The organism is Gemella sp. 27098_8_149, from assembly GCF_041433745.1.
GTDB lineage: Bacteria > Bacillota > Bacilli > Staphylococcales > Gemellaceae > Gemella.
Window position 1 is genome coordinate 49,401 of the sequence record NZ_JAPWCB010000010.1, and the last position, 13,044, is coordinate 62,444.

The following is a 13,044-nucleotide window of genomic DNA, read 5'->3' on the forward strand; positions in this document are numbered from 1 at the left end:
GTGGGAATTACTGCTTAATGAATAAAAAAAAACAACTAGAGATGAAAAATATCATTTCTAGTTGTTTTTGTTTGTTAGTTAGAAGCGGCGCTAAGCTCTTCTTCTTTTTTATGTTTGTCGTTATAGATTTTTTTCATTATACCAATTACGATTGATAGTGCGAATAAACACATTAATCCGATGAACATATTTCTTACTCCACCAGAAAGTGTACCACCAACGTATGAGTAAACTATTGTTGCTGGTAATTGTCCGATTCCTGTAGCGATAAAGAATCTCCAGAAATTCATATTTGTAAGTCCAGCAGCGTAACTAACGAAGTCGAATGATACGAATGGTAATAATCGACAAATAAGAATAGCTTTGTCTCCGTAGCGTTCGAAGAAGACGTCGATACTTGCCATAGCACCTTTACTTGTTAGTTTTTCAACTACATCACGTCCAAGACCGCGAGCGATGTAGAAACATACAGCCGCACCAATCATAGCAGTTGACCAAGATAGAACAGCACCGATTACCCAACCGAAGATAGCAGCGTTAGATAATGTGATTAAAAATGCTGGAATAGGTGCTGCTATAGATTGAAGGACCATAAGAACTCCAGAAACAACTGCAGCCCAAGCACCCCATCCACGTAGATATTCGATTACTGCATTTGTATCAAATTGTGATAAAGTAGCGAATGCTGTATTAATACCAGTTTTAAAACTAGGTACTGTAAAGTAAACTGCGAAGAAAATTGCGAAACAAGCGATTGTAATATATCTAACTTTTTTACGTTGCTCTTTTAATTTTTTCTCTTCTTCAGGATCAACTTCTCTTAAATCACTAAGTTTTACTTCTTTTTCTTTTAATGCTTTAAGTTCTTCTTTAGTATATACTTTTTGGTATTTAGATAGTGTTAGAATGATATAAAGGTTGATTAAGTTAACAATAATAACACCAATGATAAATGGAATCTTAATTTGGTTAAGAGAACCAGCGTGTAATACTTCTCGTGCGATATATAATAATGTTTTAGTTTTTCCTGAGAACAGTGCCATTAAAAGTATTATCGCTTCAATAATAAAGAATGTATACTTACGATTAATTCGTTTGAAATACAATCCTGTCATGATACCATAAACAGTCCAAACGAAAATTACAAGACTTTGGTCAGCTAACATTTCAAACTGTGTAAAGAAGAATAGTAGAAATGCGAAGAAATAACCTACGGCGATACCAACACTAGTAAAATAAAATAACAGTCTTAATCGTTTCATTAAATCTCTCCTTGATATTAATTACTATTTTTTGATGCTGTAGATAACAGCTGCATATGTTCCATCTTCAGGTAGGATATTTTCGTTACCAGTGAACTTAACTTCTTTACGAGTTTCAACAGCTCCATAAGTGTAAGTAGTATTTGAGATAATACCAACAGGGCAGCTATCTAAACAAGATAAACATCCTGTATTTTTATCAATAGCACGCTCTAAGTTACCACCGAAGCGGAAATCGATTTGTTTTCCATTACTGTCTTTTACTACTTCATTGATATCATATTTTTTATCGGCACCATTCCAAGTAATTTCAGCTTTAATTGGAGTTCCTTCTACATGAGTAGTAGTCGCATTGTTTGGATTCATGTTATTTCCAGGTTTTGCACCAATCTCAATTAGAGCATTGTAGAATTCTTCTGGTTTAGCAAATGCTGTGAAGATTGATTTTGCACCGTTTGTACCGCTTTGTTCTACAGAGTTATGTCTTGTTGCTTCATCGAAGTATTTACCGTTAATTTTCGTAAGAACAGTAATAGTACCTGCTTCTTTATCTACTTTAATAGGTTTGTCTAATGATACGCCTGCTACGTAGTCTGCAGGTTGGTTTGAATTTTGTGATGTTGAATTAGATGAACTGCTACATCCAACAGCAGTAAATGCTAATCCGGCAGCCATAAGGACTGATAATATTTTTTTTGGTTTCATAAAAGAAGCCCCCCTATTCTATAAATTTATTATATATTTGTATTATAACATTTATAGAAAAACTGAACAATATTCTATATAAAATATTCTATAAATTTAATTAATAGTATAGCAAGAGTATTTTTAATTGATGGAAAATATTATTGTATTTTAAATATACAATATGTACAAAAATCATAAAAAGAAATATATAGTAAATAAATAATTTATTATAATTTGTATATTCTAGATTATAAGACTGATGAATAATATAAAACAATTCACTGATAGTTGTTATCAATTGCTGAAGGATACAGTTTATATTAAATTAAGCATTATAATTATTAGCGAAATAACTTGAAATATGGTATAATATTTCAGTTATAGATGAAAACATGAAATTTTAATGAATATATGTAAGAAACTAGAGAAAGGAGAAGAAAATGTTAATTCAATTAAATAATGTAACAAAGAATTTCGTAGTTAATGAAATTTTTTCAAATGTAAAATTAGAAATTAATGATAAAGATCGTGTTGCCATTGTAGGAAGAAATGGTGCGGGGAAGAGTACGTTATTAAAAATTATATCTGGTGCTATTAGTTTTGATAGTGGAGAGAGAACTATATCTAAAAATACAACTGTAGGGTATTTATCTCAAGAATTTATCGTAAGAGAAGATTTGTCAATTTATGAAGAGATGATTACATGTTTTGATGAAATTATTACATTAGAAGCAGAATTAGAAAAACTTTCATTTGAATTGACTCCAGAAAATATAGAAAATGATCCAACGCTACTTAATAAATTTGATAGATTGCAAAATGAAGTGTTAACACATAAGGATTATCATTATAAAAGTAAGATAGAGAGTGTTCTTTATGGACTAGATTTTACAAAAGATGTTTTTGATAAAAAAATAAGTACTTTCTCTGGTGGAGAAAAAACAAGGTTATCAATGGCTAAATTATTATTAAGTGAGCCAGATCTATTAGTCTTAGATGAACCGACCAACCACCTTGATATGGAAAATGTAGCATGGTTAGAAAATTATCTTTCTTCATACAATGGGGCAATCGTTATAGTCAGTCACGATAGATATTTTTTAGATAAAGTTGTAAATGTTGTATATAACTTAGAATTCGGTAAACTTAAAAAGTATGTAGGTAACTATTCGAAATTCCTAGTACAATATGAAGAAGATTATGAAAAACAACTAAAAGAATATACGAGTCAACAGAAGGATATAAAAAAATTAGAAGAGTTTGTTCAGAAAAATATTGCTAGAGCATCTACTAGTAAAATGGCTAAAAGTCGTCAAAAAGTATTAGATAAGATGGATCTTATTGATAATCCAAAAAAAGATGATAAGGCAGCGGGTATAGAGTTCCTAATTAAGGAACAAAGTGGTCGTGATGTTCTTACGATTAGTGATTTACAAGTGGGTTATAATGGAACTAAAGTTGGTCAGAGTTATAATCTTTCTGTATATAAAGGTGATAGGATAGCAGTAGTTGGAAGAAATGGGATAGGGAAATCGACATTAATAAAAACTATAGCTAAGAGACAAAAAGAAATTTCTGGTTCTGTTCAATATGGAAGCAAAGTGTCATTAGGATACTATGATCAAAAACAAGCAGAGTTTGAATCTTCAAAAACAATATTAAATGAATTGTGGGATGAATATCCTTTAATGAAGGAGGCGGAAGTAAGAACGGTGCTTGGTAGATTTTTATTTAGAGGCGATGATGTTCTTAAGATAGTAAGAGATCTTTCTGGTGGAGAAAAAGCGAGACTGCAACTTGCTAAATTGATGCTAGAGAAAAATAATCTTCTTATATTAGATGAGCCGACTAACCACCTTGACATTACTAGTAAGCAAGTATTAGAAGAGGCATTAAAAAATTACGAAGGGACTATTCTTTTTGTCAGTCACGATAGGTATTTCATTAATAAGATAGCTAATAAAGTACTAGATATTACTGATAATGGTCATAATATGTACTTAGGAAATTATGATTACTATTTAGAAAAAAGAGAGCAAGAGAGAATAGCTCAACAACTAACTAAACAAAATGAAGAAGTAGTTGTTGAAAAAGAAGCGAATAACTATATACTAGATAAAGAGGCAAAAAGACGTGTTCGAAAATTAGAGAGAACTCGTGATGAGTTGATGAATAAAATTGAAACTTTAGAAGAAGAAATACAAGCTGTAAATAATGAACTTGCCAAAGAGGAAGTTTATACTGATATGATAAAAACTCAAGAATTTAATGAGCAGTTAAAACAACTATCTTCTGAATTAGAAGAGTTAAATGATTCTTGGTTAGAAATTGAAGAGGAATTAGAGAGTATTAATGGATAGTAAAATTAAAATAACGACTTATGTTGACTCTGAAAAAATACATGAGGAATCTTGTGTAGGAAGTTTTTTAGAGCAAACAAGTAGTGAAAAAATAAGCTATAGTGATAAAAATAACAAAAAAATAGAGATTTTTATTGACAAAATAAAAGAAAGTGTTAGTATAGAAAAAGACGATTCAAAAATGTACTTAGCATATACGAAAACAAGTAATGACTACAGTACGCAATATGGTCAGATGAAATTAGAAACACAGCTTGTAAATATAAGTAAAAAAACAAAAAATAGCATTACTTTATACGAAATAGTGTACAATATACATTTCGGAAGTAATGATAAACAGCAAAATAAATTGAAAATATTAGTGAAAAATATATAGTAGGTAATTAGGAGGAATTTTTGGTGAAAAATAAAATAGTAGAATTAATACAAAATTCTTTAGCCAAATTAGAAATCGATGGAGTAGATATTCATGTAGAAACTCCGAAAAACACAGATAATGGAGATTTTTCTTCAAATGTGGCGATGCAATTAACGAGAGTTTTACGTAAAAACCCTAGAGTTATTGCCGAGGAAATAATTAGTAATATAGAAGAAGATGAAGCGGTAGAAAAAATTGAAATAGCTGGACCAGGATTTATTAACTTTTTCGTTAAAAAATCAAGTCTTGGAAGTGTTGTTGGGAAAATCTTAGAAGACGATTTTAAATATGGGGAAAACAACATTGGACAAGGTAAAAAAGTTCTTTTAGAGTATGTATCAGCTAACCCAACTGGAACGTTACACGTAGGACACGCTAGAAATGCTGCATATTCTGATTCATTAGCAAGAATAATGAAAAAATCAGGATATGATTTATCTCGTGAATACTATATTAATGATGCTGGTAATCAAATTAATAATCTAGTAATTTCTGCAATAGTTCGTTATAAACAAGCACTAGGTATGGATGCTGAAATGCCGGATGATGCTTACCACGGTGAAGATATTAAAGTTCTAGGTCAAAAACTAAAAGACGAATTTGGTGAATCATTATTAGAAAGAGAAGACTTAAATGAGTTTATTCGTGAGTATGCAGTAGCATATGAAATGGAAAATATTAAAAAAGACTTAGGAGATTTTGGACTAGAGTACGATGTGTTCTTCAGTGAAAAGTCATTATATGAAAATGGTCTTGTAGATAAAGCTTTAGAATCTTTAAGAGAACAAGGGTTTGTTTATGAAAAAGATGGAGCTTTATGGTTAGAGACAACAGCTTTAGGTACAGGTGATGATAAAGACCGTGTATTAATTAAAGCAGATGGTTCACTAACGTACTTAACTAGTGACATAGCTTATCACAAAAATAAATTAGATCGCGGATTTGATTTATTACTAGATGTACTTGGTGCAGATCATCACGGGTATATTGCAAGATTAAAAGCAAGTATCGTTGCTATGGGATACAAAGCAGAGCAATTAGAAGTTCTAATTATGCAAATGGTACAACTTCTAAATAATGGTGAAGTTGTAAAAATGAGTAAGAGAACAGGTAAAGCAATTACACTTCGTGATTTAATAGATGAAGTAGGTGCTGACGCTGCTCGTTACTTCTTAGTAATGAGAAGTGCAGATAGTCACTTAGACTTTGATTTTGCAGTGGCAAAAGAACAATCAAGTGATAACCCACTATACTATGTTCAATATGCCCACGCTAGAATTTGCTCAATCTTACGTCAAGCAGCTGAACAAGTTGAATATGATGTTAATAACTGTGATTATGAATTATTAACAGATGAGTACTCAGTAGACTTACTGAAAAACTTAGCATATTATCCAGAAATAGTTGCACAAGCAGCTAAAAATTATGAACCACACAGAATTTGTAATTATTTACAAAGTCTTGCAAGTTCATTCCACAAATTCTATAATAATAACAAAGTAATAACTGAAAATAAAGAACAAACTCAAAGTTACCTAGCATTAATCACTGCTGTTAAGATAACTTTAAGAAATGCTTTAGACTTAATCGGAGTTTCAGCTCCAGAAAAAATGTAATAAATAAAAAGAAGGGAATCTAATATAAATGGTAAAATTAAAAGATTTAAGCGCAGAAAAAATTAAGGAAATGTCACTAATTGATTTATGTTATGCATACATGGTAGAAGAAGGAATTGAAAAATTAAATATTTATGATTTCCTAGATTATATTAAACCATTAAGAAATGTTGACGAGGAAGAATTTACTGCACAAGCTGCATATTTCTACACTGATCTAAACCTAGATGGTCGTTTTGTATGTGTAGAAGATGGTAGTTGGAAATTAAGAGATAGTTTATTCGTAGAAGATATTAAAAACTTCGTTGAACCAAGTGTACAAAAATTTGAAATCGATGATGAAGATGATATTGAAGAGCTTGGAGAAGAAGAACAAGAAGATATCCATGATGAAGTTGATGCTCTAATCGAAGAAGAAGATATGGAAGAGAGTGAAGATGTCTTCGATTTTGATAATGAAGGTATTGTATCAAAATTCAACATTGCAACTGAAGAAGAAGAGTTTTAATGGGAGTGACTCAAAAATCGTGATTTCGTAGAAATCGATTTTGTCGAGTCACCTCCGCACAGTTTATTAGATATCTAAAAAGCTTTTATAAAGCGAATTTAGATATCAATAAACCACTGCGTCTATGAGTTCTCATATACACTTTTTTTGGGGTCAGTCCCATTTTTATAAGTCTTTTTAGTTGCATATACTTTCTGTATGAAGTATAATGGAGAAAGTCAATAAAACATATAGTAAAAATTGTAATACAGGTTCTAAGTTTTTTAAGTGATTAACACAATACACATTTATTTTATTTATTATCTTTAACAGCAAGAATACGATTGATTATTGATAATAAAAAAATATAAAGGAGATTGTAACTTATGAAACAAGGTACAGTAAAATGGTTTAACGAGGAAAAAGGATTCGGATTTATCGAAGTAGCAGGAGAAAAAGATATTTTTGTTCACTTCTCAAGTATTAAAAAAGACGGATTCAAAACTTTAAAAGAAGGCGATAAAGTTGAATTTGAAGTTGAAGACGGTGCTCGTGGACCACAAGCAGCTAACGTAGTTGTTCTTTAATTAGAAATTTGAAAGAGTTATAATTAGATTATTAAGTCTAGTTATAGCTTTTTTTATTTTTTTAGACTAGAAATTAATATAAATCGATTGGAAAATATCAGAAAGTTACTATAATGGGAATATATTGAAAACGAATACGATTTTATTGAAAAATTTTCTGTAATAAATTATAATAAAGTGAAAAGGTATAAGATATCATTTGTTACAGAGGCTATTTAAAAGAAGATAAATTTCTTTAATATACTTTCGTAATGGAATATTGACCAAAATTTGATAGTTTATCAAAATAAAAGGAGATTTATAAGATGAAAATTACAGAAGTAAATACACCAAAAGCACCAAAAGCTGTGGGACCATATGTACAAGCAAACAAAGTAGGGAATCTAATTTTTTGCTCGGGTCAATTAGGAATTAACCCAGAAACTGGAAAAATAGTTGAAGGTGGGGTTATCGAAGAAGCGAAACAAGTATTTAAAAATATTGAGGCAGTTTTAGAGGAAGCTGGGAGTTCTATGAATCATGTTGTAAAATCATTAGTATTATTAAAAGATATTGCTGATTTTGCTGAAGTGAATAAAGTATATGCTGAACAATTCAACGATGTACTTCCTGCTAGATCTGCTTTCCAAGTAGCAGCACTACCATTAGGTGGTAATATAGAGATCGAAGTTATTGCTGTAGAAAAATAAGAAAATAGAAAAAATCAAGGATAGTCATTGTTATCCTTGATTTTTTGCGTTATAGCTTGCGATTGCAGCGTTTATTTCCTCATTGGTAAAGTTAGAGATATCGCCTTTTAATTCATTTTCGATAATACTTCTACTAGTGCTACCTTCTTGGGTGTAACGAATAGTATTATATGTCTCTGGTACTTGTTGACCAATAATTTGTGGATGATTTTGAGTGTTAGGTATAGATGAAGCTTTTTTAGTATCTGTAGAATTATTCTTAGTACTATTAGAATTTTTATTAGTAGATGTAGTTTCTTTTTTAGAGACTACTCTATTTTCTATTTCTTTTTTAGTTTCTTCTTTTTTCGTAACATTAGTTTTGTGATCTTGTTCTAATTCTGAGGTTTCAGAATTTAATAATTTTTCTTTTAAGGCTTCGTATTTAAATTCATACTTAGCTATAATAGTTTTAACTTGATCAGCATAGTTAGGTGAAGTTGTATCTAATTCTAAAATCTCAGTAAGAGCATTATCATAATTATCTAATTGTGTATCTAAATATGAAATTGCTTTTGAAAAAGTATGATTTGTGTCTAATTTTTTTGCTTGTTTTAAACGTTCATAAGCAGTTTCTGTGTCTGCGTTATTAAGTGCATTATCGATTTTTACTAGTTCACTAGCAATATTAACTTCATTATCAATATTTCTTAATGTTTCTTTAGCTTTTTCTGTAGTTAAAGTTTCAAGGCCGTTTAAGCCAGTTTTAAAATCATATGAATCATTAATTAATGATATATATTTTGAATGTTCTTCTTTGAAATTTTTATTTCCTGCATTAAGGTAGTAATATGTACCACCTACTAAGAAAAATATTGCTAATATAGGCATTAAAACAGAGATTATTTTTTTCATAAAGGGGTTCACTCCTTTCTTTAATGTCTTTAACTATAATTTATTGTATAATGTTAAGGAAAAAAAATCAAGTGAAGTAAATAATAAGTAATTAATTTAAATATGCATTTTACCTGGTTGGTTGCTTAGGATATGTCTAGTATAGTGAAAAAAATAGTAGCTATTAATATTGAATTTTGTAGAAAAATAATCTTATATACGGGCTAGAATGTTTGGGATGGATTTTAAAAATAATAAGATGAAATATATAATAATTTCTTGACAATAATAATAGTTTGGTATAATATATTTAAAAGAAACGTGACAAAAAAAGTAAAAAGAATTTTATTTTATGTTTTAATTAAAGAGAATTTAATCCCTAGGCTGAAAGATTAAATATTAATGATTAAAATAAGTAACACTTTTTGTAAAACTTAATAATTTAAAAATAAGGTATCGATATTTCGATATGAATTAGGGTGGCACCACGAATTTAGTTATCGTCCCATATAGTATGAGCTATATGGGGCGATTTTAATTTATATTGAAGTATGAATTGTAGATAAATCATTGAAAGGAGAATGAAATGGTAATTAGTATGCCGAGAGGAACTCAAGATATACTACCTGAAGAAAGTATTAAATGGCAGTATATTGAAGGGAAACTAAGAGAAATTAGCAAGAACTTTTGCTATGAAGAAATTAGAACACCGATGTTTGAATCAACAGAATTATTCAGTAGAGGTGTTGGAGACACTACTGACATTGTTCAAAAAGAGATGTATACTTTCCAAGATAAAGGAAATAGATCTTTAACACTAAGACCTGAGGGAACTGCTGGAACAGTTCGTTCATATATAGAAAACAAATTATTTGCAAAAACAATTCAACCACAAAAACTATACTATGTTGGTCCGATGTTTAGATATGAAAGAAAACAAAAAGGACGTTATCGTCAATTTGTCCAATATGGGGTTGAGGTTATTGGAGAAGAAAGTCCAAAGATCGATGCTGAAGTAATAAGCTTAGCGTATAATATTTACAGAATGTTTGGTATAGAAAATATCAAAGTGAGTATTAACTCTTTAGGTAATCCTGAAGAAAGACAAGCTTATAATGAAGCGTTAGTAAAACATTTTGAACCTAGAATAAATGAGTTTTGTGAAGATTGTAATAATCGACTTTATAAAAACCCTATGAGAATTTTAGATTGTAAAGTTGATGCAGGACATGAACTTATTAAATCAGCACCAAAATTATTAGATTACTTAGGTGAGGAATCAAAACAATATTTTGCCGAAGTACTAAAACACTTAGATGCACTAGGTGTAAAATATGAAATTGATCATAATTTAGTTCGCGGATTAGATTACTATACTCATACTGCATTTGAGATTATGATAGATAATCCTGAAGTGGAATTAAAAACACTTTGTGGTGGTGGTCGCTATAATGGTTTAATTAAATTATTAGATGGACCAGAAGATAAAAAAGGTATTGGTTTTGCCCTAAGTATTGAAAGATTATTATTAGCACTTGAAAGTGAAAATATTGAATTACCTATAGATGATACAATCGATGTGTTTGTAGTTGCTATGGGTGAAGAAGCTTCAAATGCTGGAGTAAAACTTACTAATGATTTGAGATTAGCTGGATATAGCGTACAAAATGATTATTTCGATAAAAAAATGAAAGCTCAAATGAAGATTGCAGATAGATATAATGCAAAATATTCTATAATAATTGGACAAAGTGAACTTGAAAACGGTACACTTGTCGTAAAAGATATGAAATCATTTGAACAAGAAACAATTAACTTAGATAACATTGTTGATTATTTACAAGAGAAATTGAGAGGAGAAAAATAATGAGCGCATACGGAAGAACGGAATACGCTGGTCGTATAGATGAAAAATATGTAGGAAAAAAAGTAACATTAAAAGGGTGGGTTAGTAAACGTCGTGACCTTGGAAACTTAATCTTCATTGATGTAAGAGATAGAATGGGTGTAGTTCAATGTGTATTCTCAGGAGAAAAAAATGCAGAATTACATGAACTAGCTGGAACTTTAAGAAACGAATTTGTAGTTTCTATTGAAGGAGAAGTAGTATTAAGAAATGAAGCTACTGTCAACGAGAAAATTGCATCAGGTAAAGTAGAAGTTATCGCTGATAAATTAGAAATTTTATCAAAAGCAAAAACATTACCATTCGTATTAGACGATGCAAGTTTATCAAGTGAAGAGCTACGTCTAAAATATCGTTACCTTGACTTAAGAAGAACAGAACTTGCAGAAGTATTACACTTACGTTCAAAAATTACTAAAGCAACTAGAGATTATTTAGACAACAACATGTTTGTTGATGTTGAAACACCAATTTTAACTAAGTCTACTCCAGAAGGAGCACGTGACTACTTAGTACCAAGTAGGGTTCACCCAGGTGAATTCTATGCATTACCTCAATCACCACAATTATTTAAACAATTATTAATGGTTGCTGGATTTGACAGATACTATCAAGTAGCTCGTTGTTTCCGTGATGAAGACTTACGTGCAGATAGACAACCAGACTTTACACAAATCGATATGGAAATGAGCTTTATGTCACAAGAAGAAATTCTTACTATGATAGAAGGTTTAATTGCTCATGTAATGAAAGAAGTTAAAGGTATCGATGTAGTATTACCATTCCCACGTCTTGACTATGAAGAAGCGATGGAAAGATTTGGTAGTGATAAGCCAGATACTCGTTTCGGAATGGAATTAAAAGATGTTAGTGATCTTGTGAAGAACTTAGACTTCAAAGTATTCTCTAATGCAGTAGAACAAGGTGGAGCAGTAAAATGTATCGTAGCTAAAGGATGTGCTGAGCAATATTCTCGTAAAGATATTGACGCTTTAGGTAAATATGTTGCAAACTATGGAGCTAAAGGATTAGCATGGGTTAAAGTAACAGAAGAAGGATTAAATGGAGCAATTGCTAAATTCTTTACAGATGAAGTAGCACAAGAATTAGTAGCTCGTGTAGATGCAGAAGTTGGAGATATTATTCTATTTGCTGCAGATAGTAAGAAAGTATGTTACGCATCACTAGGTGCATTACGTCAAAAATTAGCAGCTGATCTGGACTTAATTGATAAAGATAAATACAATTATCTATGGGTAGTAAACTGGCCTTTATTAGAATATGATGAAGAAAAAGGTCGTTACAGTGCAGCCCACCACCCATTCACAATGCCAAAAGTAGAAGATGTTGAACTATTAGAGACAGCACCAGAAAAAGCATATGCACAAGCTTATGATATAGTACTTAATGGATATGAATTAGGTGGAGGTAGTATCCGTATATACGATAAAGAAGTACAATCTTCTATGTTCAAAGCGCTAGGATTCACTCAAGAACAAGCTCAAGAACAATTCGGATTCTTATTAGATGCGTTTGAATATGGTGTACCACCTCACGGAGGATGTGCATTAGGATTAGATAGATTCGTTATGTTATTAGCAGGACGCGATAACTTACGTGATACAATTGCATTCCCTAAAACTGCGAATGCAGCAGATCCAATGACTCAAGCTCCATCACCAGTAGATCTAGAGCAGTTGTTAGAATTAAATATTTCATTACTAAGAAAATAAATCAAATAGTAATATAATGCATATCTGAGGAAGAGTTAATCTTTTCCTCAGATTTTTTTAAAATTTGTATTGACATAAAGTAAAACAGATGATAGAATAGTAAAAGTCTTCTCAAGAAGAAGACGAACAATCAAACATTTCAAAATATTAAATGTTAAGAAATTATAAAAAAGCACTTGACAAAATATAAAAGAAATGATAAACTTATAAAAGTCTTGAAGAAAGACAAAATCAATTATTTCAACGAAGTAAACGGTTAAAAAGTTTTAAAAAATATAAAAAAACTTCTTGACAAACATTCGTAGAAATGATAAAATAATTAAAGTCTTCTGATGAAGACGAAAAAACATTTTTAAAAAAAGTTTTAAAAATGACTTGACAAAGAAATTTAAAAATGTTAAAATATAAAAGTTGTTAATCGCAACG

General features: G+C 30.3%; 11 protein-coding genes. 8 read left to right on the forward strand and 3 right to left on the reverse strand.

What is annotated here, in order from left to right; translation table 11 throughout:
- Window positions 1-74: 74 nt before the first annotated feature.
- Both O3801_RS05710 and O3801_RS05715 read right to left on the reverse strand, forming a co-directional pair.
- Window positions 75-1,262 carry a TVP38/TMEM64 family protein gene (locus tag O3801_RS05710; protein ID WP_371454353.1) on the reverse strand — a complete coding sequence of 396 codons (1,188 nt, stop codon included), beginning with the start codon at window positions 1,260-1,262 and terminating at the stop codon, window positions 75-77.
- 24 nt (window positions 1,263-1,286) lie between these two features.
- The gene (locus O3801_RS05715; RefSeq protein ID WP_371454354.1) at window positions 1,287-1,967 is read right to left on the reverse strand and encodes a YdjY domain-containing protein; all 681 of its coding nucleotides are present in this window, start codon (window positions 1,965-1,967) and stop codon (window positions 1,287-1,289) included.
- A 422-nt stretch (window positions 1,968-2,389) separates the two neighbouring features.
- Here O3801_RS05715 and O3801_RS05720 point away from each other — a divergent pair, with 422 nt between their 5' ends.
- From O3801_RS05720 to O3801_RS05745, 6 genes are all read left to right on the forward strand, one after another.
- A complete protein-coding gene (locus tag O3801_RS05720; protein WP_371454355.1) occupies window positions 2,390-4,309 on the forward strand; it encodes an ABC-F family ATP-binding cassette domain-containing protein in 1,920 nt (639 codons plus the stop codon).
- Window positions 4,302-4,685 (forward strand): hypothetical protein, encoded by a 384-nt coding sequence (locus O3801_RS05725; RefSeq protein WP_371454356.1) that lies wholly within the window; start codon window positions 4,302-4,304, stop codon window positions 4,683-4,685. The genes O3801_RS05720 and O3801_RS05725 overlap by 8 nt, the downstream gene beginning before the upstream one ends.
- 23 nt (window positions 4,686-4,708) lie before the next feature.
- Window positions 4,709-6,343, forward strand: a complete 1,635-nt coding sequence (gene argS / locus O3801_RS05730) for an arginine--tRNA ligase (protein WP_371454357.1) — start codon at window positions 4,709-4,711, stop codon at window positions 6,341-6,343.
- 28 nt (window positions 6,344-6,371) lie between these two features.
- Window positions 6,372-6,851: a DNA-directed RNA polymerase subunit delta gene (gene rpoE, locus O3801_RS05735; protein ID WP_060913557.1), complete on the forward strand. Its 480-nt coding sequence runs from the start codon at window positions 6,372-6,374 to the stop codon at window positions 6,849-6,851.
- Between the two features lie 365 nt (window positions 6,852-7,216).
- Window positions 7,217-7,417: a cold-shock protein gene (locus O3801_RS05740; RefSeq protein WP_003144740.1), complete on the forward strand. Its 201-nt coding sequence runs from the start codon at window positions 7,217-7,219 to the stop codon at window positions 7,415-7,417.
- Window positions 7,418-7,722: 305 nt separating this feature from the next.
- Window positions 7,723-8,106, forward strand: a complete 384-nt coding sequence (locus O3801_RS05745) for a RidA family protein (protein WP_003147859.1) — start codon at window positions 7,723-7,725, stop codon at window positions 8,104-8,106.
- A gap of 30 nt (window positions 8,107-8,136) precedes the next feature.
- Here the strand turns inward: O3801_RS05745 and O3801_RS05750 are convergent, their stop codons facing one another.
- On the reverse strand, window positions 8,137-9,000 hold the full coding sequence (locus tag O3801_RS05750) for a hypothetical protein (protein ID WP_371454358.1): 864 nt from the start codon (window positions 8,998-9,000) through the stop codon (window positions 8,137-8,139).
- A 565-nt stretch (window positions 9,001-9,565) separates the two neighbouring features.
- Between O3801_RS05750 and hisS the strand changes: the two genes are divergently transcribed.
- Window positions 9,566-10,846 (forward strand): histidine--tRNA ligase, encoded by a 1,281-nt coding sequence (gene hisS / locus O3801_RS05755; protein ID WP_294681512.1) that lies wholly within the window; start codon window positions 9,566-9,568, stop codon window positions 10,844-10,846.
- A complete protein-coding gene (gene aspS, locus O3801_RS05760) occupies window positions 10,846-12,618 on the forward strand; it encodes an aspartate--tRNA ligase (protein WP_371454359.1) in 1,773 nt (590 codons plus the stop codon). The genes hisS and aspS overlap by 1 nt, the downstream gene beginning before the upstream one ends.
- Window positions 12,619-13,044: the final 426 nt, after the last annotated feature.

Bases quoted from the DNA above. Each gene is read 5' to 3' on its own strand.
- aspS (WP_371454359.1), top strand. From the start codon at position 10,846: ATGAGCGCATACGGAAGAACGGAATACGCTGGTCGTATAGATGAAAAA.
- O3801_RS05725 (WP_371454356.1), top strand. From the start codon at position 4,302: ATGGATAGTAAAATTAAAATAACGACTTATGTTGACTCTGAAAAAATA.
- O3801_RS05715 (WP_371454354.1), bottom strand. From the start codon at position 1,967: ATGAAACCAAAAAAAATATTATCAGTCCTTATGGCTGCCGGATTAGCA.
- O3801_RS05720 (WP_371454355.1), top strand. From the start codon at position 2,390: ATGTTAATTCAATTAAATAATGTAACAAAGAATTTCGTAGTTAATGAA.
- hisS (WP_294681512.1), top strand. From the start codon at position 9,566: ATGGTAATTAGTATGCCGAGAGGAACTCAAGATATACTACCTGAAGAA.
- O3801_RS05740 (WP_003144740.1), top strand. From the start codon at position 7,217: ATGAAACAAGGTACAGTAAAATGGTTTAACGAGGAAAAAGGATTCGGA.
- rpoE (WP_060913557.1), top strand. From the start codon at position 6,372: ATGGTAAAATTAAAAGATTTAAGCGCAGAAAAAATTAAGGAAATGTCA.
- O3801_RS05710 (WP_371454353.1), bottom strand. From the start codon at position 1,262: ATGAAACGATTAAGACTGTTATTTTATTTTACTAGTGTTGGTATCGCC.
- O3801_RS05745 (WP_003147859.1), top strand. From the start codon at position 7,723: ATGAAAATTACAGAAGTAAATACACCAAAAGCACCAAAAGCTGTGGGA.
- O3801_RS05750 (WP_371454358.1), bottom strand. From the start codon at position 9,000: ATGAAAAAAATAATCTCTGTTTTAATGCCTATATTAGCAATATTTTTC.